The organism is Kluyvera sp. 142486 (assembly GCF_046569695.1).
Classification (GTDB): Bacteria; Pseudomonadota; Gammaproteobacteria; order Enterobacterales; family Enterobacteriaceae; genus Kluyvera.
The window spans coordinates 52,106-74,315 of record NZ_JBKHUI010000015.1 but is presented as its reverse complement, the minus strand read 5'-3'; the positions used below and the strand labels follow the sequence as shown (position 1 = coordinate 74,315).

27 protein-coding genes and 3 tRNA genes are annotated in these 22,210 nt (G+C 58.5%); 7 read left to right on the top strand and 23 right to left on the bottom strand.

Annotated features, from left to right (window positions below; genetic code table 11):
• Position 1 precedes the first annotated feature (1 nt).
• Both fucU and fucR read left to right on the top strand, forming a co-directional pair.
• A complete protein-coding gene (gene fucU, locus ACLGE8_RS16715; RefSeq protein ID WP_410999995.1) occupies positions 2–424 on the top strand; it encodes an L-fucose mutarotase in 423 nt (140 codons plus the stop codon).
• A 57-nt stretch (positions 425–481) separates the two neighbouring features.
• Positions 482–1,201 (top strand): L-fucose operon activator, encoded by a 720-nt coding sequence (gene fucR, locus ACLGE8_RS16710; RefSeq protein WP_410999994.1) that lies wholly within the window; start codon positions 482–484, stop codon positions 1,199–1,201.
• Positions 1,202–1,310: 109 nt separating this feature from the next.
• Here the strand turns inward: fucR and rlmM are convergent, their stop codons facing one another.
• From rlmM to ACLGE8_RS16690, 4 genes are all read right to left on the bottom strand, one after another.
• Positions 1,311–2,411 carry a 23S rRNA (cytidine(2498)-2'-O)-methyltransferase RlmM gene (gene rlmM, locus ACLGE8_RS16705; protein WP_333496639.1) on the bottom strand — a complete coding sequence of 367 codons (1,101 nt, stop codon included), beginning with the start codon at positions 2,409–2,411 and terminating at the stop codon, positions 1,311–1,313.
• Complete coding sequence (locus tag ACLGE8_RS16700; protein ID WP_123650616.1) at positions 2,404–2,799, bottom strand: DUF423 domain-containing protein; 396 nt, start codon at positions 2,797–2,799, stop codon at positions 2,404–2,406. Before ACLGE8_RS16700 ends, rlmM begins: the two co-directional genes overlap by 8 nt.
• A gap of 19 nt (positions 2,800–2,818) precedes the next feature.
• Positions 2,819–3,736 (bottom strand): glycine cleavage system transcriptional regulator GcvA, encoded by a 918-nt coding sequence (gcvA, locus tag ACLGE8_RS16695; protein WP_185667985.1) that lies wholly within the window; start codon positions 3,734–3,736, stop codon positions 2,819–2,821.
• Between the two features lie 353 nt (positions 3,737–4,089).
• Positions 4,090–4,317: a YgdI/YgdR family lipoprotein gene (locus ACLGE8_RS16690; RefSeq protein WP_395596162.1), complete on the bottom strand. Its 228-nt coding sequence runs from the start codon at positions 4,315–4,317 to the stop codon at positions 4,090–4,092.
• Between the two features lie 198 nt (positions 4,318–4,515).
• On the opposite strand from ACLGE8_RS16690, the gene csdA reads away from it, so the two are divergent.
• A complete protein-coding gene (csdA, locus tag ACLGE8_RS16685) occupies positions 4,516–5,721 on the top strand; it encodes a cysteine desulfurase CsdA (RefSeq protein WP_410999993.1) in 1,206 nt (401 codons plus the stop codon).
• Positions 5,721–6,170 (top strand): cysteine desulfurase sulfur acceptor subunit CsdE, encoded by a 450-nt coding sequence (csdE, locus tag ACLGE8_RS16680; RefSeq protein ID WP_410999992.1) that lies wholly within the window; start codon positions 5,721–5,723, stop codon positions 6,168–6,170. The genes csdA and csdE overlap by 1 nt, the downstream gene beginning before the upstream one ends.
• On the opposite strand, the gene tcdA is transcribed toward csdE, so the two are convergent.
• On the bottom strand, positions 6,155–6,967 hold the full coding sequence (gene tcdA, locus ACLGE8_RS16675; protein ID WP_123650619.1) for a tRNA cyclic N6-threonylcarbamoyladenosine(37) synthase TcdA: 813 nt from the start codon (positions 6,965–6,967) through the stop codon (positions 6,155–6,157). The genes csdE and tcdA overlap by 16 nt on opposite strands.
• 82 nt (positions 6,968–7,049) lie before the next feature.
• Positions 7,050–8,147 (bottom strand): murein transglycosylase A, encoded by a 1,098-nt coding sequence (gene mltA / locus ACLGE8_RS16670; protein WP_333496634.1) that lies wholly within the window; start codon positions 8,145–8,147, stop codon positions 7,050–7,052.
• 207 nt (positions 8,148–8,354) lie between these two features.
• Here mltA and ACLGE8_RS16665 point away from each other — a divergent pair.
• The 3 genes from ACLGE8_RS16665 (at position 8,355) to ACLGE8_RS16655 (ending at position 8,677) form a co-directional block, all read left to right on the top strand.
• Positions 8,355–8,431: transfer RNA gene (locus ACLGE8_RS16665), tRNA-Met, on the top strand.
• 48 nt (positions 8,432–8,479) lie between these two features.
• Positions 8,480–8,556, top strand: a tRNA-Met gene (locus ACLGE8_RS16660).
• Between the two features lie 44 nt (positions 8,557–8,600).
• Positions 8,601–8,677, top strand: a tRNA-Met gene (locus ACLGE8_RS16655).
• A 97-nt stretch (positions 8,678–8,774) separates the two neighbouring features.
• Here the strand turns inward: ACLGE8_RS16655 and cobT are convergent.
• From cobT to ACLGE8_RS16570, 17 genes are all read right to left on the bottom strand, one after another.
• Positions 8,775–9,830: a nicotinate-nucleotide--dimethylbenzimidazole phosphoribosyltransferase gene (gene cobT, locus ACLGE8_RS16650; protein ID WP_410999991.1), complete on the bottom strand. Its 1,056-nt coding sequence runs from the start codon at positions 9,828–9,830 to the stop codon at positions 8,775–8,777.
• Between the two features lie 73 nt (positions 9,831–9,903).
• On the bottom strand, positions 9,904–10,449 hold the full coding sequence (cobU, locus tag ACLGE8_RS16645) for a bifunctional adenosylcobinamide kinase/adenosylcobinamide-phosphate guanylyltransferase (RefSeq protein ID WP_410999990.1): 546 nt from the start codon (positions 10,447–10,449) through the stop codon (positions 9,904–9,906).
• Positions 10,443–11,966, bottom strand: coding sequence for a cobyric acid synthase (locus tag ACLGE8_RS16640; RefSeq protein WP_410999989.1), 1,524 nt, complete (start codon positions 11,964–11,966; stop codon positions 10,443–10,445). The genes cobU and ACLGE8_RS16640 overlap by 7 nt, the downstream gene beginning before the upstream one ends.
• Positions 11,963–12,778, bottom strand: coding sequence for an energy-coupling factor ABC transporter ATP-binding protein (locus ACLGE8_RS16635; RefSeq protein ID WP_410999988.1), 816 nt, complete (start codon positions 12,776–12,778; stop codon positions 11,963–11,965). Before ACLGE8_RS16635 ends, ACLGE8_RS16640 begins: the two co-directional genes overlap by 4 nt.
• A gap of 8 nt (positions 12,779–12,786) precedes the next feature.
• On the bottom strand, positions 12,787–13,464 hold the full coding sequence (locus ACLGE8_RS16630) for an energy-coupling factor ABC transporter transmembrane protein (protein WP_411000039.1): 678 nt from the start codon (positions 13,462–13,464) through the stop codon (positions 12,787–12,789).
• Positions 13,451–13,732, bottom strand: coding sequence for an energy-coupling factor ABC transporter substrate-binding protein (locus ACLGE8_RS16625; RefSeq protein ID WP_410999987.1), 282 nt, complete (start codon positions 13,730–13,732; stop codon positions 13,451–13,453). The genes ACLGE8_RS16630 and ACLGE8_RS16625 overlap by 14 nt, the downstream gene beginning before the upstream one ends.
• Positions 13,729–14,472, bottom strand: a complete 744-nt coding sequence (gene cbiM / locus ACLGE8_RS16620; RefSeq protein ID WP_410999986.1) for a cobalt ECF transporter S component CbiM — start codon at positions 14,470–14,472, stop codon at positions 13,729–13,731. The genes ACLGE8_RS16625 and cbiM overlap by 4 nt, the downstream gene beginning before the upstream one ends.
• Positions 14,469–15,182, bottom strand: coding sequence for a cobalt-factor II C(20)-methyltransferase (locus ACLGE8_RS16615; protein ID WP_410999985.1), 714 nt, complete (start codon positions 15,180–15,182; stop codon positions 14,469–14,471). The genes cbiM and ACLGE8_RS16615 overlap by 4 nt, the downstream gene beginning before the upstream one ends.
• On the bottom strand, positions 15,179–15,958 hold the full coding sequence (gene cbiK / locus ACLGE8_RS16610) for a sirohydrochlorin cobaltochelatase (RefSeq protein WP_395596152.1): 780 nt from the start codon (positions 15,956–15,958) through the stop codon (positions 15,179–15,181). Before cbiK ends, ACLGE8_RS16615 begins: the two co-directional genes overlap by 4 nt.
• The gene (locus ACLGE8_RS16605; RefSeq protein WP_410999984.1) at positions 15,955–16,755 is read right to left on the bottom strand and encodes a cobalt-precorrin-6A reductase; all 801 of its coding nucleotides are present in this window, start codon (positions 16,753–16,755) and stop codon (positions 15,955–15,957) included. The genes cbiK and ACLGE8_RS16605 overlap by 4 nt, the downstream gene beginning before the upstream one ends.
• Complete coding sequence (locus tag ACLGE8_RS16600; RefSeq protein ID WP_410999983.1) at positions 16,752–17,477, bottom strand: precorrin-3B C(17)-methyltransferase; 726 nt, start codon at positions 17,475–17,477, stop codon at positions 16,752–16,754. Before ACLGE8_RS16600 ends, ACLGE8_RS16605 begins: the two co-directional genes overlap by 4 nt.
• On the bottom strand, positions 17,477–18,532 hold the full coding sequence (cbiG, locus tag ACLGE8_RS16595) for a cobalt-precorrin 5A hydrolase (RefSeq protein WP_410999981.1): 1,056 nt from the start codon (positions 18,530–18,532) through the stop codon (positions 17,477–17,479). The genes ACLGE8_RS16600 and cbiG overlap by 1 nt, the downstream gene beginning before the upstream one ends.
• Positions 18,513–19,286, bottom strand: a complete 774-nt coding sequence (locus ACLGE8_RS16590) for a cobalt-precorrin-4 methyltransferase (protein ID WP_410999980.1) — start codon at positions 19,284–19,286, stop codon at positions 18,513–18,515. Before ACLGE8_RS16590 ends, cbiG begins: the two co-directional genes overlap by 20 nt.
• The gene (locus ACLGE8_RS16585; RefSeq protein ID WP_410999979.1) at positions 19,279–19,848 is read right to left on the bottom strand and encodes a decarboxylating cobalt-precorrin-6B (C(15))-methyltransferase; all 570 of its coding nucleotides are present in this window, start codon (positions 19,846–19,848) and stop codon (positions 19,279–19,281) included. Before ACLGE8_RS16585 ends, ACLGE8_RS16590 begins: the two co-directional genes overlap by 8 nt.
• The gene (locus ACLGE8_RS16580) at positions 19,838–20,443 is read right to left on the bottom strand and encodes a cobalt-precorrin-7 (C(5))-methyltransferase (RefSeq protein WP_410999978.1); all 606 of its coding nucleotides are present in this window, start codon (positions 20,441–20,443) and stop codon (positions 19,838–19,840) included. The genes ACLGE8_RS16585 and ACLGE8_RS16580 overlap by 11 nt, the downstream gene beginning before the upstream one ends.
• Positions 20,437–21,576 carry a cobalt-precorrin-5B (C(1))-methyltransferase CbiD gene (gene cbiD, locus ACLGE8_RS16575; protein ID WP_410999977.1) on the bottom strand — a complete coding sequence of 380 codons (1,140 nt, stop codon included), beginning with the start codon at positions 21,574–21,576 and terminating at the stop codon, positions 20,437–20,439. Before cbiD ends, ACLGE8_RS16580 begins: the two co-directional genes overlap by 7 nt.
• Positions 21,573–22,205: a cobalt-precorrin-8 methylmutase gene (locus tag ACLGE8_RS16570; protein ID WP_410999976.1), complete on the bottom strand. Its 633-nt coding sequence runs from the start codon at positions 22,203–22,205 to the stop codon at positions 21,573–21,575. Before ACLGE8_RS16570 ends, cbiD begins: the two co-directional genes overlap by 4 nt.
• Positions 22,206–22,210: the final 5 nt, after the last annotated feature.

Sequence of the window (22,210 nt, the reverse complement as noted above, 5' to 3'; positions counted from 1 at the left end):
GATGCTAAAGACAATTTCACCGTTAATATCTCCTGAATTATTGAAGGTGATGGCGGAAATGGGGCACGGTGACGAGATTATCTTTTCCGATGCCCACTTCCCGGCGCACAGTATGGGTCCTCAGGTGATCCGTGCCGATGGCCTGAAAGTCAGCGATCTTTTGGCGGCGATCACCCCGCTATTTGAACTCGACAGCTACGCGCCGCCGTTGGTGATGATGGCCGCCGTAGACGGCGATAGCCTCGACCCGAACGTTGAAGCACGCTACCGCGACGCGCTTTCCCCACAATCCCCCTGCCCGGAAATCTGCCGCATTGACCGCTTCGCGTTTTATGAACGGGCGCAAAAAGCCTTTGCGATCGTTATCACAGGTGAGTGCGCTAAGTACGGGAATATTCTTTTAAAAAAAGGGGTAACCCCGTAACCTCGTGCCGGGACGCCCGCCTGATGCGGGCGTTTATCAAATGATGGGGTGAGAAAAATGAAAGCGGCACGCCAGCAAGCGATAGTAGACCTGCTAATCCGCCATAACAGCCTGACGACCGAAGCATTATCTCTTGAGCTAAACGTCAGTAAAGAAACCGTGCGCCGCGACCTTAGCGATCTTCAGGCGCAGGGCAAAGTGCTACGCAATCATGGCCGTGCGAAATACATTCATCGTGAAAATCAGGATAGCGGCGATCCGTTTCATATCCGACTCAAGAGCCACTACGTGCACAAAGCGGATATTGCCCGCGGCGCGCTAGCCTGGATAGAAGAAGGCATGGTGATTGCGCTTGATGCCAGCTCCACCTGCTGGTATCTGGCTCGCCAGCTACCGGATATCAACCTCCACGTGTTTACCAACAGCCACCCTATCTGCCAGGAGCTCGGCAAGCGAGAGCATATCCAGCTCATCAGCTCCGGCGGTCAGCTTGAGCGCAAATATGGCTGCTACGTTAACCCCTCGCTCATTTCTCAGCTCAAGCCTCTCGAGATCGATCTGTTTATTTTTTCCTGCGAAGGGATCGACAGCAGCGGCGCGTTATGGGACTCAAATACCCTCAACGCCGACTTCAAGTCAGTGCTGCTTAAGCGCGCAGCGCAGTCTTTATTGCTGATTGATAAGAGTAAGTTTAATCGTTCGGGGGAGGCCCGAATTGGGCATCTGGATGATGTAACGCATATTGTCTCGGATACCGATGGTGCGGGAAGCTGGTAACCATGTGGGTGTTTTGAATAGATAACGTAGCCCGGGCAAGGCGTTTACGCCGCCCCGGGACAGGCCCGGAGCTAACCCGGCGTCGCTGCGCTCGACCGGGCTACAATGGTTAACGCTCGTCGCGACGACCACCCACGGCGGCCCACAGGCGGCGAACGTGAACGGTCACCTCTTCGCGGTCATGGTACAGCTGACGGGCCTGGATCTGGGCGTTAATCCCGTTCTCATCAAGCCTTGCCTGGATGTGCGCCAGGTTCTGCGACAGCTCTTCATAACGCTTTTTCATCGGCAGCTTAAGGTTAAAGATGGTCTCACGGCACCAGCCGTTAACCAGCCAATCGGCCATCAGCGATGCCACTTTTGCTGGCTTCTCAACCATATCGCATACCATCCACGAGATGTTGCTGCGGGTTGGGCGGTAGCGGAAGCCATCTTCACGCAGCCAGGTTACCTGACCAGTGTCCATCAGGCTCTGCGCCATTGGGCCGTTATCCACGGAAGAGACCCACATGTTGCGCTTCACCAGCTGATAGGTCCAGCCGCCAGGGCACGCGCCCAGATCGACCGCGTACATGCCGTTCGCCAGACGCTCGTCCCACTCGTCGGCCGGGATAAAGACGTGAAACGCCTCTTCCAGCTTCAGGGTTGAGCGGCTTGGGGCATCGGCCGGGAACTTCAGGCGCGGAATACCCATGTAGAACGGCGAGTTGTTGTTGCTATAGGAGTACCCGGTATAGCAGCAGCCCGGCGCGATAAAGAACACGTGCACCACCGGGCGTTTGGTCGTTTCGTACGGCGCCAGCACGTTGGCTTCGCGCAGCGCGGCGCGCAGCGGCACGGTGAACTTACGGCAGAACTTCATCAGCTCTTTGCTTTCGTTGGTATCCGCCACCTCAACGCGCAGATCGCCACCTTTCTCCACTACGCCCTGCAACATACCGACAACCGGCGTCACGCGGTCTTCTGCCGGTAAATCTTTCAGCAGTTCGCCAACCACAATCATCTGGCGGGCAAACACCAGCGAGCTAAACGGCAGCTCGCGCGCCAGCTTGTCGGCATCCCCTTCCTGATAGCATTCGAAAATCACATAGCCGGAGTTATCTTTAACACGCGCAAAGCCAAACACTTCGCGACGACCGGCTTTATCGGTAATTTCCGCAGCACACTCTTTCTCAAACCCAGGGCGGCAATACAGCACAACCTTATTCATGAACAACACCCTTACGCTTAAGTCGAATCGCACCAATCAACATCAAAACCCAACCGGCGAGGAAGCTGACGCCGCCCACCGGGGTAACATACGCCCACAGGCGTAAATGGGAGAGCGCGAGGCAGTACAGGCTACCGCTGAACATCACGGTACCCAGCGCCAGAAACACGCTGCTCCAGTAGAACCAGATACTAATGCGGCGCTGCATCGCCACCGCCAGTCCGAAAATCGCCAGGGTGTGGAACGCCTGATACTCCAGGCCGGTCTGGATCCAGCCCATTTCCACAACGCCCAACGATTTACTCAGCACGTGCGCGCCAAACGCGCCCAGTGCGACAAAGATAAAGCCGCTGATAGCGGCAAAAATCAGCATAAAACGGCTGGTCATGGTATTACCCTAAATTCATTTATTGTTCGTAACGGAAACGGAACGTTTCTTGTTCATGGGCCGCTTTCGCGAGTATCCACTGTCGAAAGGCCGCTATTTTACCCAGTTCAGCCTGACTGTCATGACAAACCAGATAAAACGCATTCTTACTGACCAGAACATCATTAAACGGGCAGACCAGACGGCCTGCCTCAATTTCAGACTGCGCCATCACGTTGTTCGCGAGCGCAACCCCCTGTCCGTGGATGGCAGCCTGAAGCACCATGGCGCTATGGCTGAAGATCGGTCCCTGTTGTACGTTGATATGGGTGAGCCCCAGCTGGCGCGTATACGTTTGCCAGTCGCGGCGGGAAGCATCGTGCAGCAGCGTGTGCTTTGCAAGATCGGCGGGCGTTTTTAACGCTTTCTCACCGGTCAGCAGCAGCGGGGAACAGACGGGGAGCAGATACTCGGCGTACAGTTTTTCCACGCGTAGCCCCGGCCAGTTGCCGCGGCCATAAAAAATCGCCACGTCGACGTCGTCCGCAAGCTTATCTTCCTGGCGGTCTACGGCCTGGATTCTGACATCAATTCCCGGATAAGCTGAGTTAAAGCTTGAGAGACGCGGCACCAGCCACTGAATCGCAAAACTGGGCAATAAACTGACGGTTAACGCCCCTTTCGCGCTTCGTGCCTGTAGTTTACGCGTTGCCTCTGTTAATTGCGAAAAGATCTCTTTGATATCCTGAAAATAGCTCTGCCCTTCTTCGGTCAGAAGCAGAGATCGGTTGCGCCGCCGGAACAGTTTCAGGCCCAGAAAATCCTCAAGAGACTTGATTTGGTGGCTTACTGCGGCCTGTGTCACAAAAAGCTCATCGGCTGCGCGGGTGAAGCTTAAATGACGTGCGGCTGCATCAAATACACGTAATGCATTAAGAGGTGGCAAACGCTTTGACATGGTCCCAGAACTCAATTGTTAATTGATTTTAACAAATAGGAAACAATGGTTAACCTATTAGTTTTTTTTATCTGAGACATTATAATTTGTCCGTTGAGCTTCTACCAGCAAATACCTATCATGGCGGCACTTCCTGAGCCGGAACGAGAAGCTTTTTTTGGAATGCGTGTTCTGAAGGGCTTTTGGCTTACGGTTGTGATGTTGTGTTGTTGTGTTTGCAATTGGTCTGCAATTCAGATCACGGTAGCAAGGCTACCCTTTTTCACTTCCTGTACATTTACCCTGTCTGTCCATAGTGATTAATGTAGCACCGCCTTATTGCGGTGCTTTTTTTTGCCTGGACGATCGCGGCTTTATTTCTCCAGCGCAACCATCTCTTTCACTTCGCTGTGGTTAATCTGCTGTTTCACACCATTTGCATCTTTATACGAAATCAATCCGGTATCGTTATCCGTCTGCGGTTTACCCTCAGAAACGATGCTCCGGCCATCATTGGTGTGGATAACGTAGTTAGGTCCAGCGCAGGCGCTCAACGCGAAAGTGAACATACAAGCAGAGATAATGGCGGCAGTCTTTTTCATTTTCATCTTCTTCTCCTTTAAGCGATTTATACTAATAAACTTATATTCCGTAATAGGCATTAACATTTGCCCAACATCATTTAGCATAAGACACTGGTCAGATTGCGCCAGAAAAAACAGAATTTTCTGTCAGTTAGCACAAACCTTGTATCCACGCCTTTTTTGCGCGACGATCGGCCTACTGATATGAGGAATCCCATGAACGCCTTCTCTCCCGCGCAGTTTCGCGCCCAGTTTCCTGCCCTGCACGATGCCGGGGTGTACCTTGATAGCGCCGCTACCGCGTTAAAGCCGCAGGCGGTTATCGAGGCAACAACGCATTTCTACTCGCTAAGCGCGGGTAACGTCCATCGCAGCCAGTTTGCTGAAGCGCAGCGGCTAACTGCGCGCTATGAAGCCGCCCGGGATCAGGTCGCCCGCTGGCTCAATGCGCCAGGCGGTAAAGATATCGTCTGGACGCGCGGCACCACCGAGGCTATCAATATGGTGGCCCAATGCTACGCGCGCCCACGCCTGCAGCCGGGCGATGAAATCATCGTCAGCGTCGCCGAGCACCATGCTAACCTGGTGCCGTGGCTCATGGTTGCCCAGCAGACCGGCGCGAACATCATCCAGCTGCCGCTTCGCGCTGACCACGTGCCGGACGTTGAGCAACTGGCCGCGCTGATAACGCCCCGCAGCCGCATTCTGGCACTGGGGCAGATGTCCAACGTCACCGGCGGCTGCCCGGATCTGGCCCGCGCGATTACCCTCGCCCATCAGGCGAAGATGGTAGTAATGGTCGATGGCGCACAGGGGGCCGTCCACTTCCCGGCGGACGTGCAGGCGCTGGATATCGACTTCTATGCCTTCTCCGGTCACAAACTTTATGGCCCAACCGGCATCGGCGCGCTGTACGGCAAAACTGAACTACTCGACGCCATGACCCCATGGCTTGGCGGCGGCAAGATGATTAGCGAAGTGACCTTCGATGGCTTCACCACCCAGCCGGTGCCCTATCGCCTGGAAGCGGGTACGCCAAATGTTGCCGGGGTGATTGGCCTGAGTGCAGCGCTGGAGTGGTTATCCGAGATTGATATGGTACAGGCCGAGTCCTGGAGCCGTGGTCTGGCAACGCTTGCTGAAGAAGAGCTGGCAAAGCGACCGGGCTTTCGCTCCTTCCGCTGTCAGGACTCCAGCCTGCTGGCCTTTGATTTTACTGGCGTTCATCACAGCGACATGGTGACGCTGCTGGCGGAATACGGCATTGCGCTGCGCGCCGGTCAGCATTGCGCTCAGCCACTGCTGGCGGCGATGGGCGTGAGCGGCACGCTGCGCGCCTCGTTTGCGCCTTATAATACGCAGGACGATGTACAGGCGCTGGTCAGCGCCGTCGACCGTGCGCTCGACCTTCTGGTGGATTAATGACAACGTCTTCACATACCGAACATCCGTTCGGCACGACCGTAACGCCTGAGACGTTACGAAAACAGTTTGCGGCGCTTTCGCAGTGGGAAGAAAAATACCGCCAGCTGATTTTGCTGGGAAAACAGCTTCCGGCACTGCCGGAGAGTCTCAAGGCGCAGGCGCGCGAGATCCCCGGCTGTGAAAACCGCGTCTGGCTGGGCTACACCCAGGCGGCAAACGGTGCGCTACACTTCTTTGGCGACAGCGAAGGAAGGATTGTACGCGGCCTGCTGGCGGTGCTGTTGACGGCGGCAGAAGGCAGACAGCCGGCAGAGATTCTGGCAGACGATCCGCTCAACCTGTTCGATGAACTGGGGCTGCGCGGTCAATTGAGCGCCTCACGCACTCAGGGCCTGACGGCCCTGAGTGAGGCGATGATGGAAGCCGCGCGTCAGGCGCTGGCCTGACGCTCCGCCTTCGCGAGCATTTTCTTCAACGCGTGGGACACCGCCACAAAGCCAAAGGTGGCGGTGACCATGGTCGCCGCGCCAAACCCGGCAGCGCAATCCATACGTTTCGGCCCTTCCGCCGTGCTTTTCATGGCACAGACTGAACCGTCCGCCTGCGGATACACCAGCGCTTCCGTTGAGAACACGCAGTCTACGCCGAGCTTACCTTTACTGTTCTTCACCACGCCAAAATCGCTTTTTAGCCGCTCGCGAAGCTTCGCCGCCAGCGGGTCCTGAATGGTTTTCGCGAGGTCACTCACCTGAATCTGCGTTGGGTCAATCTGCCCGCCCGCGCCGCCGGTGGTAATCAGCGGTACCTTATAACGACGACAGTAGGCAATCAGCGCCGCTTTCGGGCGAATACTGTCGATTGCATCCACCACGTAGCTGTAACCCGCGCCCATATACTCAGCGACGTTATCCGGCGTGACGAAATCGTCCACCACGGTGACGCGGCACTCGGGGTTAATCAGCCGGATACGCTCGGCCATCACTTCCGCTTTCGCCAGCCCAACGTTACCGCCAAGAGCGTGAATCTGGCGGTTGGTGTTAGTGACGCAGACGTCATCCATATCGATAAGCGTGATCGCACCAATGCCGGTACGCGCCAGCGCTTCCGCCGCCCAACTACCTACACCGCCGATACCGACCACGCACACGTGCGCATCAGCAAAAACCTGCAGCGCTTTTTCACCGTACAAACGTGCCGTGCCGCCAAAACGCTGGCGCCAGGCGTCACTGATAACCACAGACATAAAACCTCAAATTCATTGATATCGAGCGTTCCCGGCCTCGCGCTGCTCGGCCGGGCTACAAGACGCCGGGGAAATCACGGACTTAACCGCTAAACACATTCCCGCCGTTGGACGCTGTTTTCAGCACCCATACGCGGCCGTAGTGATTATACCAGCCCGCGCGGTGCCCGGCATCCGGGCCGATGCCCTGGTAAATGTCGAAGTGCTGGCCTTTGATCGCGCCGCCGACATCCAGCGCCACCATCAGGCGTAGCTCATACTGACCGTTAAACTTACCGTTATTGTCCAACTGCGGCACTTCGGCAAGCAACGTAGTGCCCGGTGGAATGATGCTGCGGTCAGACGCCACGGAGGCGCGGCCAATCAGCGGCACGGCGCTAGCGCCTTTCACCGGGGCAAACGACTGCGGTTTAAAGAAGACGAATGACGGGTTCTGCTCCAGCAGCTCGCGGACTTCCGCTTCGCTGTGGGTTTCGCCCCAGTGGCGGATCGCCTGCATCGACATATCTTCGCGCTTCACTTCGCCGCGGTCGATCAGCACTTTGCCAATGCTTTTATAGGCCCAGCCGTTTTTGCCGCCGTAGCTAAAGAAGTTCAGCGGTGAACCATCACCGAAATCAATATAGCCGCTGCCCTGGACGTCCATGATGAAGTTATCCATCAACGAGTTGCTGTAGGCCAGCACGTAGGTATCGCTCAGCCCACCGGCATAGATGCTGGCGCGGGACGGCAGTTTGCCGCGTTTAGGCGGCATGCGGTAAATCGGGTACTGGAATTCGCCCTGCCGCGTATGGCGTGCCTGGACAACCGGCGTGTAGTAACCGGTAAACTGCACGTTGCCGTAGTTGTCGGTCCCTTCCATCTGCCAGGCATCAATGCCGTACTGGCGCATGGTGCGAGTATCGCCACCTGCCAGCAGCCACTGCTGCACGGCGCTATAAAGGTTGCTCTGGTTGCCGTACAGGCGCGGAGAGGCGTTACGAATCTCATTGAGCTGCTGCGCAAAGTCGCCCGCGTTGATTGGCGCGCCGACGGCATCAGGTTGATTCACGAGTGAGAAAGGCTGGGTGAGTTTCCCATCTTTATACTGTTGACCGCGATCGGTCGGTTTTGACGAACAGGCGGCTAGCATTGCCAGCAGTGCGCCCGTTGCCACATATTTGGCCCAACGTCCTTTCATGGTATTTTGTGTTCCGCATAATCGAAAGTGCCCGATGAAGATAACAAACCCCCAGGGGTATTGAAATGCGAACGCGTCGGGCGGTAACCAATTCGCACAAAAAAAGCGCAAACTGCGGCGTATGCGTACAAGTTATAAAAAAATGAGTGATTTGCCACAAAAATGGTTGCAACAAATGCTCAGCAGAGTATAGTGCGCATCCACGGACGCGGGGTGGAGCAGCCTGGTAGCTCGTCGGGCTCATAACCCGAAGGTCGTCAGTTCAAATCTGGCCCCCGCAACCAATTAAAATCAGAAGCAGTAACGTTACTCGATGGAAGAGTAATGACGGACGCGGGGTGGAGCAGCCTGGTAGCTCGTCGGGCTCATAACCCGAAGGTCGTCGGTTCAAATCCGGCCCCCGCAACCAATTAAAATCTGATGCAAGTTTACTCGATGAAGAGTAAAGACGGACGCGGGGTGGAGCAGCCTGGTAGCTCGTCGGGCTCATAACCCGAAGGTCGTCGGTTCAAATCCGGCCCCCGCAACCAACATCATAAACACCCTCAAGGGTGTTTTTTTGTTTCTGTACTCCGCAAAATCTTTTCCATGAGTCCGGGAACGGCTCAACGCCGCCCCCATTCCTTCTCAGCTATTTGGCAAAACAATATTGCTTGCTGCCAGCATGCCCATCTCGTGGTACATCGCACAGGCTGCTTCAACAATCGGTATCGCCAGCGCCGCGCCGCTGCCTTCGCCCAGACGCATATTCATATTAAGATACGGCTCCAGTTCCAGGTGCATCAGCGCTGTACGTGCGCCCTTCTCCGCCGAACAGTGCGACGGGATCAGGTAGGATTTCACTTCCGGTGCTATTCGGCACGCCGCCAGCGCCGCCGCATAGGAAAGGAAACCATCGAGCAGTACCGGCAAACCGCAGGAAGCCGCGCCCAGCATCACGCCCGCCATGCCCAATAAATCAAAACCGCCTACCTTCGCCAGCACGTCCAGACCATCATGCGGATCGGGCTGGTTGACGGCGATTGCCCGACGCACCACGTCCACTTTATTGCCCATTTTGTCCAACGGCAGATTGGCGCCGATCCCCACTACCTCCTGCGCATCGCTACCGGTCAGAACGCTGACAATCGCCGCCGCCGGCGTTGTATTCGCCATCCCCAGTTCGCCAACGCCAAACAGCGTAACGCCCTCTTCCGCCAGCCCTCGGGTATAGCGAATCACCTCCAGCAGCAGCTCTTCCGCCTGGCTACGGCTCATTGCCGGGCCAACGGCGATATTGCCGCAGCCGCGCGCCACGCGCATATTGATGACGCCTGGAATCAGTTCGGCATCAATCCCGACGTCAATCACATGCACTTTCGCCCCCGCCTGCGCCGCCAGTACGCAAACGCCGGTGTTACCCCGGGTCATATTCGCCGCCTGAATCGCCGTCACCGCTTTAGGCGAGATAGCGACCCCTTCATCCCATACGCCGTGGTCGGCGCACATCACCAGCAGCGCCTTCTTTTTCACCTGCGGGACGCCTTCAAGGCCGGGCATTCCCGCCAGCTGTACGGCAAGGTCCTCAAGACGCCCAAGGCTTCCCGGCGGCTTCAGCAGGCCGTCGATATGAAGCCGGGCGCGCGCCATCGCGCTTTCATCAGGCGCAGGGATCGCGCCCAGTAGAGAGGTTAAGCTTTGCATAGAGGTTCTCGTTATGTTGGCTGGCTCACGACTGAACCAGCAGGAAGAATAACGCCCGATATGGAGCGCCTGTTTATTTGATTTTCACGCCGATGCCCGACACCACCAACCAGACCTCGTCCGCCGCCTCCGCAAGGCGCTGGTTGACGCGCCCGGCGATATCGCGGAAATGGCGGGCCAGACGGTTTTCCGGCACGATCCCCATCCCCACCTCGTTGGTCACCAGCACCACGTGAGCCGGACAGCGCTGGCAGGCGGCAATCAGCACAGCAATTTCGTCGTCAATCGCCCGCTCCATCGCCGCGTAATCCCAGTCGTCCGGTGAGCTGTCGCCCCCCAGCGCAAACAGCAGGTTGGTCACCATGGTGGTGATGCATTCCAGCAAAATCGCCTCTTCGGGGTTGATATCCGGGGTTATCAGCTCATCAAGCTGCTGCCAGCGCTCGGCCGTACGCCAGTGCGCAGGTCTGCCGTCGCGGTGGTGCTGGATCCGCGCCGCCATTTCGTCATCAAAGATCTGGGAGGTGGCGATGTACAGCACCTTCGGCGACTGTGCGATCAGCGCTTCGGCGTGGCGACTTTTGCCGCTGCGCGCTCCGCCGGTGACTAAAGTCAGCATACGGGCTCCTGATGTTGGCACATGATGGCGTAGATTTTGTCGATATCAATATGCTGGCGCATCGCGTCGGCCAGCAGATCGAACTGGCGAGATTTATACTGCGCATACTCGAAATCGCTATCCAGCGCCGCCAACCCTTTACGCTGACGCAGGCCGTTAACCAGCGCGCGGGTAAATTCATCGCTATCAAAAAGGCCGTGCAGGTAGGTGCCAAACGCCAGACCATCATCGCTCACCGCGCCGTCCGCCACGCTCAGCCCGTTTTTATGTAATTGCATCAGCGAACGGCAACCATCGTGCAGCTCGGTTTCGCCCATATGGATTTCATAGCCGCGTACAGCAAGCCCTGCCGTTGCCGCCAGCCACGCCGGTAGCATCGGAGCCATCGTCGCCGTGACCTGAGTGGTGGTTTTATGCTGCGCGAAGTGGGTCACGGTATTGAGCAACCCTAGCCCCGGCTGCGTGCCAAGCCCCGATTCCACCTCATCAATAATGGTGTCGCCGAGCATCTGGTAGCCGCCGCAAATACCCAGCACCGGCACGCCCTGCTGCTGGGCCTGCAACACCGCGTGCGCCATCCCGCTTTCGCGCAGCCAGAGCAGATCGCCGAGCGTATTTTTGCTGCCCGGCAGGATAACCAAATCAACCCCCACCAGCTCCTGCGGCTGGCGAACATAGCGCACGCGAACGTCCGGCTGCGCCGCCAGGGCGTTAAAATCGGTAAAGTTGGAAATATGCGGCACCTGAACCACGGCAATCTCAATATCGCGCCTGTCGGTACGCAGGTATTTACCCCTTTGCAGCGCCACGCCGTCCTCATCTTCAAGATCGACATCCAGCCACGGCATCACGCCAAGCACCGGGACGTTGGTCAGCGCTTCTATCTGTTCAATACCGGAGTACAGCAGCGCCACGTCGCCGCGAAATTTGTTAATAATCACCCCTTTGACCCGTGCGCGCTCGTGGTCATGCAGCAGCGCGAGGGTACCGTAAATGGAGGCGAAGACGCCGCCGCGGTCGATATCCGCCACGAGGATCACCGGGCACTGCGCCATCTCGGCCATGCCCATATTGACGATGTCGCGGTCGCGCAGGTTGATCTCCGCCGGGCTGCCCGCCCCTTCCAGCACCAGCACATCATGTTCGGCGACCAGGCTGTTATAGACCGAGAGGATCTGCTCGCGCAGGCGCGGCTTATATTCGTGATAGCTCACCGCGTCCATATCGGTCGCCACCTTGCCCATCAGCACCACCTGGGCTTTGCGGTCGCTGGTCGGCTTCAGCAGCACCGGGTTCATACGCACATCCGGCGTAATTCCCGCCGCTTCGGCCTGGAAAATCTGCGCCCGGCCCATCTCTTTGCCGTCCGGCGTAATACCGGAGTTGAGCGCCATATTCTGCGATTTAAACGGCGCGGTACGCTGCCCATCCTGATAAAAAATACGGCACAGGCCCGCCACCAGCACGCTTTTGCCGACGTCAGAAGCGGTGCCCTGTAACATAATAGCCAGCGTCATTGCGCCTCCTTTATCGCGTTGCTTCGCATCCGCGTAAAAAATTCATCTTCGGTTTTGCACAGCGGCAGTCCCAGCTGCGCATGCAGTTTCACCAGCCACGGCTGGGTGAGCCCGGCCTCGGTCATCAGTTCGCTGCGTGAAAACACCTCGCCGGGTTCACCGTGCGCCAGCACTTCGCCGCGGCGCAAAACGTAAACCGTATCGCTGACTTCATAAATAAGATCGATATCGTGGCTGGAGATCACCACGTGGTTACCTTGATCGACAATGCGCTTGATGATGTCGATCATCTGCGTACGCCCAGAGGGATCGAGGCCCGCCGTGGGCTCATCAAGCAGTAGATAGCGAGCCTGCATGACCAGCGCGCCGGCAATCGCCACGCGCTTTTTCTGCCCGTGGCTCAGGCACTGAATCGGCTGGTGACGAAAGGTCTGGGCATCAACGAGGGTTAGCGCATCGTCCACACGACGGGCGATTTCATCTTCCGCGACGCCGAGGTTACGCAGGCTAAAGGCGATATCGCTGTCGATATCGGTATAGAAAATCTGCTGGTCCGGGTCCTGGAAAACGGTCGCCACCTGCTGACGCAGCGCCAGCAGGCCACGCTTGCTGTAATCCAGCGGCTTTCCTTGCCACAACACCGCCCCTTTTTGCGGGCGCAGCAGGCCGCTCAGGTTCATAAACAGCGTGGATTTTCCGCAGCCGTTCGCGCCGACCAGGCCAGTCACGGCATGGCGAGAAAAATCCAGCGTCAGCCCTTTAAGCGTCGGCTCCTCCTGGTAGCGAAACCAGAGGTCAGTGGTAGCCAGCATGACGTTCCTTAGAGGTGAAAATCACCCTGATACAGTTTGATATCCAGTACGGTGCTCATCTGCTGGTAGCGGATTAAAACACGCGTAAACAGCAGGCTGACCAGCATCGCCAGCGAGCGATAGCCCAGGCGCACGTTACGATAGCCAAAACGCAGCGTCTGCGCTCGATGAATCGCCATCGCCTCATCCAGCAGGATAAAGATAAAGCGCCAGGTCAGTAGGATCTGCTCGATCAACAGACGCGGCACCCGGCCACGCTTGAGCAGCACGATAAGCTGCGGGAACGGCAGATTCAACACCAGCCAGAAGGTCGCCGACAGCGCTGCCAGGCTGCGCCAGAAAGTTTCGTTGGCAGTGGCAAGCCCGGCGGCGGTAATGCCGAGCGAGAACGAACCCAGCGGCATGCTGACCAGCAGCGCATGCGGGTCGCGGCTGACGCTAAAGACAATCGTCACCACCCCCACCAGCAAAAAACCCAGCGGTAGCGCCATCCAGCGAAGCCAGCGCCACAGCGAGATGCGCAGCAGCCAGCAGGTAAAGCCCGCCGTCAGCACCATCAGCAGCGCCTGCCCGAGCGGCGGCAGGCTAAAGGCCAGTACCATCATCAGCAGCCAGAGCAGAAACTTACGCTCCGGCTGCACGTGAAACCAGCGGCTCTGATAGCTCAGCTTATCAAGCCCGGTCATCATGGCGCTGGCGGCCCTTATAGTAGCCAAGAATATAGAAAATCACCGCCGCCCCCAAAGAGCCCTGCAGAGTAAACAGCAGGCTCTCAATTTCTCCGCTCGCCGGTTCGTACAGCGGCTGGAACCACGGCTTATAGCCGGGATCAACCTCGGTTATCACGCCTTCAGCCTGATCGTCAGAGCCGCCGTATTCGCCGCCGTGGTTGATAAAGAACGGCAGAATAACCAGCGCAATCACCATCGCCAGCAGGATCAGTGTCTTTTTCATCTTAGCGCTCCTTCGGTTGCAATCAGCTGGCGTTTACACAGCTGGTCATAAATCATCACCGTCAGCAGCCCTTCAGCAATGGCGATAGGGATCTGCGTCAGGCAGAAGATGCCCATAAATTTCATGCTCGACCCGATAAAGCCCGCCTGCGGGTCTGGGAAGGCGACGCCCAGTTGAATAGAGGTGACAAAGTAAGTTGCCAGATCCGCCAGCATCGCACACAGGAACACCGACACATCGCGGCGGAACCCGGCCTTACAGGCCATTTGCCACACCAGATAACCGACGATTGGCCCAATTACCGCCATCGACATACCGTTAGCGCCGAGCGTCGTCAGGCCGCCATGGGCCAACAGCAGCGCCTGGAACAGCAGCACGATTGCGCCGAGAATGGCCACCACGCCCGGCCCAAACAGGATAACCGCCAACCCGACGCCAGTTGGGTGCGAGCAGCTACCGGTGACCGACGGGATCTTCAGCGCCGAGAGCACGAAGATAAACGCTCCACACAGCGCCAGCAGCACCTTCTGGTTGCTGTCCTCCTGCACGATACGGCGCAGACGCACCAGCCCGTACCACAGGCACGGCAGAAAAAGCAGCCACCAGGCCAGCGCCCACATCGGCGGCAGGAATCCTTCCATGATGTGCATCGCAAACGCCTCTTGCGGCACAATCAGCAGCAGTATCGCCGCCGCTAATCCGCTGAACGACAATCGCTTCAGCTGTTGTTCCAGTTTCATTGCTTTTGCCCCCACTGTTTATTGACCAGAATGGTCGAGAAATAGGGTAATGGCAGGTCGTCAGCGACCTCGCCCAGATGCCGCCAGCACTGCTCGCCGGGCAGCGTCGCTTCGGCCATCAGCAGCGCGTTATCCAGCAGCCCCGCTTTTGCCAGCAGCGCTTTAATACGCGGGAAGCGGCCGTAAACTTTCATCAATACCAGGCTGTCGTGCTGTGCCAGCGCGCGTTCAATCTCGTCTTCCGGCGCGGTGCAGGCGACCACCGCCAGCGACTGTTGCTCCATCGCCAGCGGCGTTTTGCTGCGGGCGGCAATGGCGGCAAACGAGGTGACGCCGGGCACAATCTCCAGCCATTCGCGGCTGCCGATACGCTGAAGTAAAAAGACCCAGGTGCTGAACAGCATCGCATCGCCAAGGGTAATAAAACCGACGTTTTTCCCGGCTTCGACTTCGCGCACCAGCGCCGCCGAAACGTCATCCCACACCGCCTCTTTTTCGGCGCTATCGGCGCTCATCGGGAAGTGACAGCAGCGCACTTCGGTCTGCTCACCGAGGTATTCGCGCACGATAGAGAGCGCCAGGCTGTCGCCGCCTTTGCGCCCCGCCGGAGCGTAGAGAATATCCAACGAGCCGAGAATGCGCGCCGCGCGCACGGTAATCAGGTCAGACGCGCCCGGCCCGGTGCTCAGGGCATACAGTTTGCCGCTCATGCTGCCTCCAGAGACTGTTGCAGATGTTCAACGAACATGGCGCGCACCACCGGGTTTTCGCCCAGCCCGCACAGCCACGGGGTTGCCGGAATACCCGCCGCGTTAAACAGCGTTTTCCATGAGTCCTCTTCGTCAGAGGCCATGTCGTTAATAGCGTGGTCGCCAGCTACCAGCATCAGCGGCATCAGGTGTACGGCGCTGACGCCCTCTTTGCTCATGCTCTCAATCAGCACCTCCACTTCCGGGTAGCTCTCCACCGCGCCGACGCGCGCCGGGAAGCGCTGGGCGGTCATCATATGGTCGAGGCAGGCGTAGGCGGCAAAGGCGTGGTGGCTGGCACCGTGGCCCATAAACACCACTTTCTCGTTGGCGTTCAGCGCGGGCATCTGTTGGGTCAGCGCATCCATCAGGCGCACGTAGTCGTCGTGGCCGCTCAACAGCGGCGTGCCGAGAGTCAGACGCTTGAACAGCGGGCGCAGGCTCTGTACTTCGCGGGCAATTTTTTCGTACTCGTCGCCGTTGATAATGTGCAGTGACTGTACCGCGACGTCTTCATATCCGAGATCCGCCAGCTTTTGCAGTGCCTCAAGCGGGGTATCGGTTTCAATGCCGTCGCGCGCTTTCAGCTTGCGGATGATCATCCCCGAGGTAAAAGCGCGGAACAGATCACGGTCGGGGCAGCTGGCCGCCAGTTCGCGTTCGCAGGCGACAATATTCTTCTCGCAGGTGTCGTGGTAGCTGGTGCCGAAGCTCACCACCAATAGGGCTTTTTTCATGCTTGATTCCTTTTGTCATCGGCCAGCCAGCGGGCTAAGCGCTCGGCAAAAGCGGACTGACTTTCCAGTAATTCGTCTCCGGCCACCAGCGGCGCCGGGCGGGTAATGACGATGCAGGGAAGCCCGGCATCGAGGCAGGGCTGAACCTTTTCCAGATAGCCGCCCTCCGTGCCGGAGGCTTTAGTCACCACCACGTCGGCGCGGCAGTGGCGGTAAAACGCGGCGTTAAATTCCGCGCTGAACGGCGCGCAGATGGCAAAAATCTCACCCACGCCAAAGCCAAGGTCAGCGCATTGCTGCACCACGTTTGGCACCGGCAGCACACGGGCCAGCAGCGTTTTTTCCGCCAGCCCGGCGCGCCACAGCGCCAGATCTTTGCTGCCGGTGGTCAACAGCACGCGCTGGCCCAACGGTTTAATCCGTTCACAGGCTTGATCAATGCTGGTGACATTGTGCAGCAGCGGGTGCGTCAGTTCGCCCTGTTGATCCGGGCGCTGGTAGCGGCTCAGCAGTACGCCCGCCTCTGTACACGCATCCAGCACGTTGCGGCTCACCGCTTCGGCATAGGGGTGCGAAGCATCAATCACCCAGCGCGTGCCTTGCTCGCGCAGCCAGGCCACCATTTCTTCTCGCGTCAGGCGGCCACAGCGCACCTGCCCCTGAATATCGCCCGCCAGCGCTTCACCGGTTGGCGTTGCCACCGACACGGTGTAATGCACCTGCGCGGCATCCAGCAGCAGGCACAGCGCGCGCGCATCGCTGGTACCGCCCACCACCAGTACGTCACCAAAACTCACAGCACGTAGCCCCGCGGGGTGATCATCAGGCCGTCCTGCACATAGGTGGTTTTGTTACCAACGATAACCAGGCTGGTCATATCCACTGGTTCAAAATCCATCGTGCCGAGGGTAGTCAGCCATTTTTCCTGCTTTTTACGCCCGGCGGACTTCACCACGCCCACCGGCGTATCGGCGCTTTTGACGGCGGAGAGCAGTTCAAAGGCGCGAGCCAGATGCCCTTCACGGCCGCGGCTGCGCGGGTTGTAGAAGCAGATAACGAAGTCAGCTTCCCCTGCGGCGATAATACGTTTTTCAATGACTGGCCACGGGGTGAGCAGGTCGCTGAGGCTGATATGGCAGAAGTCGTGCATCAGCGGCGCGCCCAGCAGCGAGGCCGCAGCGATGCTGGCGGTCATGCCCGGGATCAGGCGCACTTCCACGTCCAGCTTCTGCTTGCTCACCAGCTCCAGCACCAGCCCGGCCATTCCGTAAATACCGGCATCGCCGCTGCTAATCAGCGCCACGTTGTGCCCGGCCTGCGCCAGCTCAATCGCCGCCTGGCAGCGCTCAATCTCTTTACACATCCCGGTTTTGATCACCTGCTTATCGCCGGTAAAGGCTTTCACCAGGTGGGTATAGGTTTTATAGCCAACGACGATTTCCGCCGCCTGCAGCGCCTCAACGGCTTCCATGGTCATCATTGACTGCGAGCCAGGGCCAATTCCGATTACGCTTAACATCAGTGTGAAACTCCCAAAGTAATAGTGACGCCCTGCTCGCGCAGGGTTTCGCCCAACAGTTGCCCATGGCTCAGCAGCCAGGCCGCCGGACCCGATACGCTCCCGACGCCGACGGTTTTTCTGACGAACGATGAAGCAGGAAAGTGATGCTCATGCTCGCGCAGCGCATCAGCGGTAAAGGTTTCAAACGGCACGCGGCAGCAGGAAGCCAGCTGAATCAACCCCTGCTCGTTTTTCTTCAGCGTGACGCTGCCGATAACTTTCAGGGCTAGCGGATCAAGCCGCTGCGCCTCAAGCTGGCGCGTCAGCAGCGCCGCTAACAGCGGGAACGGCGTATCGCGACGGCAGCCAATTCCCGCGACTACTCGCTGCGGCACCAGCTTCCAGTGTGGTACGGCGATCGCCGGCAGGTCGTTACGCAGGGTGATGCAGACCAGCGCATCCAGTTCAGGAAGCTGATGCAGATCGGTTACGGTGATAAACCCACGCCGGTCGCAGTGGCTGACGTCCTCATCCAGCTCTTCGTCCCACCACAGGCCGACGCGCTGCTGGCTCACCAGCATCTGGTTGACGATTTTCACCGCCGCGCGGAAGTCGGTCATTCGCGCATTAAGCTGAAATGCCAGCGTATCCAGAGCCGCCATATCATTCACGTCGGTAGCGGTCGTGATCACCGGATCGGCGCCCAGCATGCCCGCCAGATAGCGGCTCAACGCATTCGCGCCGCCCGCGTGGCCGGAGAGCAGGCTGATAACGTGCTGCCCGCGTTCATCAATCACCACCACCGCCGGGTCGTTAAACTTGTCGTTAACCAACGGAGCCAGTACGCGTACCGCGATACCGGTCGCACCGATGAAAATCAGCGCCGAATAGCTGCTGAAGGCCTCACGCGCGGCGTTGGCGAAGCCGTTTTCAAAGGGTAAAAAGCCCTCCTCCAGCAGCTTCTCGTTGGTAAAACAGGTTAACGGCAGCATGGCCGCCAGCCGTTTAGCCAGCGTTACGCCGCCGGGAGTCAGGCAGAAAAGCGCAATAGATTCAGGCTTTACGGTATTCATGACTGAAGTCCGCCGCGTAGAGTTTTGAGTAGTGATACTCATCCCCAAGGAAATTCCCAACCAGAATGAGCGCCGTTTTACGGATCCCCGCATCGCGGACCTTGTCGCCGATATCGGCCAGCGTGCCGCGCACGGTCTGGCTTTCCGGCCAGGTCGCTTTATAGATAACCGCCACTGGCGTGGTGGCCGGATAGCCGCCTTCAATCAGGCGCTCCGCCACCCGGTGAATGCGCTGTACCGAGAGATAAATCGCCATCGAGGTCTGGTGGCTGGCAAACGATTCAAGCTGCTCCCGTTCCGGTACCGGCGTGCGCCCTTCGAGGCGGGTAATAATCAGGCTCTGAGAGACTTCCGGCACGGTGTACTCGACGCCCAGCTCCGCCGCCGCCCCCAAAAATGCGCTGACGCCCGGCACCACCTGCCAGTCGATGCCGCGTTTGGTCAGCTCTTCGCCCTGTTCGCGCACCGAGCCGTACAGCGAGACGTCGCCGGTCTGTAAACGCACCACGGTTTTCCCGGCTTTCACGCCCGCTTCCATCAGGTCGAGAATTTGCTCCAGATGCAGTTCGGCGCTGTCGTGGCACTCGGCATCTGCGGGGCAATACGCCAGTAGCTCGGTGTTAATCAGCGAACCGGCGTAAATAACCACCTGGGCCTGCTGTAGCAATCGGTAACCCTTGAGGGTAATCAGCTCACGGTCGCCCGGCCCTGCGCCAACGAACCACACGCTACGGGGGTCAAATGTCTCAGCCATGGTTTTCTTCCTTCTGACAGGCGATAACAAAAACGGGATTATTCGGTTTGAAATAGTGGCCGCTGCCAAGCGAGGTCAGCGACGAAACGTTCAGTTGCAGACAATCGGCCTGTTTGATCCCCCGCTGTTGCAGGTGATCAAGAGCGGCGTTCAGGTTCTCCTGCAGGATAAAGGTCATCACCAGACGACCGCCGGGATAGAGCTGCTGCCAGGACCAGTCAATCAGTTCCCCAAGATGGCCACCGCTGCCGCCCATAAAAATGGCGTCGGCTTGTTCGGTTATCACCATTGGTGCTTCGCCAGGCAGGATCTCAATATTGCCGCAGGCGAAATGCTGGCGATTTTCGTCAAGCAGTTGCAGGGCTGCGGGGTTACGCTCAACCGCCGTCACCCGCAGCGAGGGGTATTGCAGCGCGGCTTCAATCGACACGCTGCCGGTACCAGCACCGATATCAATCAGGTGGCTTGCCCGGTGCAGTTCAAGTTTGGCTAGCGCCAGCGCGCGAACCGCCTCTTTGGTCATCGGCACTTTCTCGCCGCGCAGAAAAAGCTCATCTTTCATCGAGGATCACCACCGCGTTCATCTCATATTCGCCATCGACCTCACTGACCGGTAGCCAGTGGATCCGCTCGTTATCCATCGCCAGATTTTCGCCAATCACCATCCAGCGATACCCTTTACCTCGCGTCGCCAGCTGAGCGGCGATTTCACGCGGCCCGCAGCGCCCGTCGGTCACCATCGCCACCTTGCGCTGACGCGCCAGTTCATCAAAACAGACGTCCCGCCCATGGCTGCTGGTTAGCCAGATATCGTTCATATCGACGCCCACCTTCGCGCAGAGGTACTGCACCGCGCTGATGCCGGGAATAATGCGCACGCGTTCGATGCCAAAATGGGCAACCAACCGTGTACCAATGCCGTAAAACAGCGGGTCGCCGGAAGCCAGTACCACCACTTGCTGCGCTTCACGCTCGCCAAGCCACTCCAGCAGTTCGGCAATGTTGGCGCCCAGCGCAAACTGCTCACCGTGAAAATCAGGGAACTGCTGCAAATGCCGTTTACCACCCACCAGCGCCTCTGCCGCCGCCACCGCCTCTCGCGCCGCAGGTGTCATCAGATGCAGGCCCGACGGCCCCATGCCGACAACCGTTAACATGCTACCTCCCGTGCGATATCTTCGACCGGGCGATTGCTGCCAAGAACCTTGTTATCAAAAGAGAACATGATGGCGTCACAGGTGGGCGGCGTTTTGGTAAAGCGCAGCATCTGCATTACCCGCTGGCAGATGCGCTCGGCAAGGTGGTCGTAGATATGCTGAAAACCGTAAGCCTCGATATGCTCCATCGCCGCTTCGGTGGTATCGCATTCGCTGACCAGCCGCAGAAGCACCAGCGGTGCGCCGAGCAACGCCAGGTGCGCCACCAGCGTTTCCATCCGCGCGTCGGCAATATGGCTGTGGGTGTGGAAGATACCGGCGGCGATTTTAATCAGCTTGCCGGGATGGCCGATCAGCACAATCTGGCGGAACCCAAGGCGCACGGTTTCTTCAATCATGTAGCCGACGAAGTTGCTCATGGTGACCACCACCTGAGAATCAATCCCCATCTGCTCGCGCACGAAGCGCTCACCGTGGTTGCCCGGCACCAGCACCACCCGCTCCAGCCCCGCCGCGCGCTTAATCTCCAGCTCAAGCGACAGCGAACGCTTCCAGCTCTCCTCCGACATCGGCGTGACGATGCCGGTAGTGCCGATAATTGAGATGCCGCCTAAAATACCGAGCCGCGAGTTGTAGGTTTTCTGCGCCCGCTCTTCGCCTTCCGGGGCGAAAATTTCGACGTCGGCCCCGCGCGATGGGCCGATAGCCTCACGGACGGCGGTTTCGATGGTATGACGTGGGGTACGGTTAATCGCCGCGCTGCCGATAGGTAGCCCGATGCCTTTACGGGTGACAGTGCCAACGCCCTCGCCGCCGCGCAGGGTTATCTCGCCGCTGTCGTTGAGGGTCACGCGGGCAAAAATCAGCATGCCGTGGGTGGCATCGATATCATCACCGCCGTCTTTGCGAATGGCGGCGATACCCTGCTGACCTTCGACGTGTGGGGATTCGACGTTCAGATTCAACGTCACACCCGAGGGAGTGACAATCGACACCTGATGGATGAGGTGCTGGCGCATCACCATCAGCGCGGCGACTTTCGCCGCCGCCGTGGCGCTGGAGCCAGTGGTGTAGCCTTTACGCAACGCCTTGCCGTTGTGCCACACCGGGTCATCAAAGGATTGCTCGCTCATCGCGCCCCCTGCAGGTGGTACAGGATGGCGTTGACGATAGCGGCAGCGACGTTGCTGCCGCCTTTACGTCCCAGCGCGGCGATACCCGGCAGGCCGCTGTGCGTCATGGCGTCTTTCGACTCCGCCGCGCCGACGAAGCCAACCGGCACACCAATCACGCCGTTCACCGCGACATCATGTTCCAGCAGGCGAAACAGCGCGGTAGGCGCATTGCCGAAAACAAAGACCTTCTCGCCCTCTTCGGCCACCGCGATATCCACCGCCGCCATTGAGCGGGTCATTCCCTGCGCTTTGGCCTCCGCGACCACGCGCGGATCGCTGATATAGCAGCGGCACTCGCCGCCGAATTTCGCCAGCAGGGTTTTATTAATTCCCGAGAGCGCCATGGTGGTGTCGGTATACAGAATGCCGGGCTGGCTGAGCGCGGCGCTGAGACGCTCAAGGGCGTCGGGCGAAAACCACAGGATATCCAGCCAGTCAAAATCGGCGGTAGTGTGGATAACCCGCTTGATAATGGCTTCGTGCAACGGGCTGGCAAAGCGATAGTCGGGGCGCGTCTCGGCAATAATGTCGCCAATAATGTCGAAGCTTTTCGCCTCAATGGCCTGCGGTTGCTGGATATAATGCATTTATT

Bases quoted from the DNA above. Each gene is read 5' to 3' on its own strand.
- ACLGE8_RS16700 (WP_123650616.1), bottom strand. From the start codon at position 2,799: ATGACCAGCCGTTTTATGCTGATTTTTGCCGCTATCAGCGGCTTTATC.
- cobT (WP_410999991.1), bottom strand. From the start codon at position 9,830: ATGCAAAGCTTAACCTCTCTACTGGGCGCGATCCCTGCGCCTGATGAA.
- cobU (WP_410999990.1), bottom strand. From the start codon at position 10,449: ATGCTGACTTTAGTCACCGGCGGAGCGCGCAGCGGCAAAAGTCGCCAC.
- ACLGE8_RS16630 (WP_411000039.1), bottom strand. From the start codon at position 13,464: ATGACCGGGCTTGATAAGCTGAGCTATCAGAGCCGCTGGTTTCACGTG.
- cbiK (WP_395596152.1), bottom strand. From the start codon at position 15,958: ATGAAAAAAGCCCTATTGGTGGTGAGCTTCGGCACCAGCTACCACGAC.
- ACLGE8_RS16570 (WP_410999976.1), bottom strand. From the start codon at position 22,205: ATGCATTATATCCAGCAACCGCAGGCCATTGAGGCGAAAAGCTTCGAC.
- fucU (WP_410999995.1), top strand. From the start codon at position 2: ATGCTAAAGACAATTTCACCGTTAATATCTCCTGAATTATTGAAGGTG.
- ACLGE8_RS16625 (WP_410999987.1), bottom strand. From the start codon at position 13,732: ATGAAAAAGACACTGATCCTGCTGGCGATGGTGATTGCGCTGGTTATT.
- mltA (WP_333496634.1), bottom strand. From the start codon at position 8,147: ATGAAAGGACGTTGGGCCAAATATGTGGCAACGGGCGCACTGCTGGCA.
- ACLGE8_RS16640 (WP_410999989.1), bottom strand. From the start codon at position 11,966: ATGACGCTGGCTATTATGTTACAGGGCACCGCTTCTGACGTCGGCAAA.
- tcdA (WP_123650619.1), bottom strand. From the start codon at position 6,967: ATGTCTGTGGTTATCAGTGACGCCTGGCGCCAGCGTTTTGGCGGCACG.
- fucR (WP_410999994.1), top strand. From the start codon at position 482: ATGAAAGCGGCACGCCAGCAAGCGATAGTAGACCTGCTAATCCGCCAT.
- gcvA (WP_185667985.1), bottom strand. From the start codon at position 3,736: ATGTCAAAGCGTTTGCCACCTCTTAATGCATTACGTGTATTTGATGCA.
- ACLGE8_RS16635 (WP_410999988.1), bottom strand. From the start codon at position 12,778: ATGCTGGCTACCACTGACCTCTGGTTTCGCTACCAGGAGGAGCCGACG.
- csdE (WP_410999992.1), top strand. From the start codon at position 5,721: ATGACAACGTCTTCACATACCGAACATCCGTTCGGCACGACCGTAACG.
- ACLGE8_RS16580 (WP_410999978.1), bottom strand. From the start codon at position 20,443: ATGTTAACGGTTGTCGGCATGGGGCCGTCGGGCCTGCATCTGATGACA.
- ACLGE8_RS16600 (WP_410999983.1), bottom strand. From the start codon at position 17,477: ATGTTAAGCGTAATCGGAATTGGCCCTGGCTCGCAGTCAATGATGACC.
- cbiM (WP_410999986.1), bottom strand. From the start codon at position 14,472: ATGAAACTGGAACAACAGCTGAAGCGATTGTCGTTCAGCGGATTAGCG.
- cbiD (WP_410999977.1), bottom strand. From the start codon at position 21,576: ATGAGCGAGCAATCCTTTGATGACCCGGTGTGGCACAACGGCAAGGCG.
- rlmM (WP_333496639.1), bottom strand. From the start codon at position 2,411: ATGAATAAGGTTGTGCTGTATTGCCGCCCTGGGTTTGAGAAAGAGTGT.
- cbiG (WP_410999981.1), bottom strand. From the start codon at position 18,532: ATGAATACCGTAAAGCCTGAATCTATTGCGCTTTTCTGCCTGACTCCC.
- ACLGE8_RS16585 (WP_410999979.1), bottom strand. From the start codon at position 19,848: ATGAAAGATGAGCTTTTTCTGCGCGGCGAGAAAGTGCCGATGACCAAA.
- ACLGE8_RS16590 (WP_410999980.1), bottom strand. From the start codon at position 19,286: ATGGCTGAGACATTTGACCCCCGTAGCGTGTGGTTCGTTGGCGCAGGG.
- ACLGE8_RS16615 (WP_410999985.1), bottom strand. From the start codon at position 15,182: ATGAGCGGCAAACTGTATGCCCTGAGCACCGGGCCGGGCGCGTCTGAC.
- csdA (WP_410999993.1), top strand. From the start codon at position 4,516: ATGAACGCCTTCTCTCCCGCGCAGTTTCGCGCCCAGTTTCCTGCCCTG.
- ACLGE8_RS16690 (WP_395596162.1), bottom strand. From the start codon at position 4,317: ATGAAAAAGACTGCCGCCATTATCTCTGCTTGTATGTTCACTTTCGCG.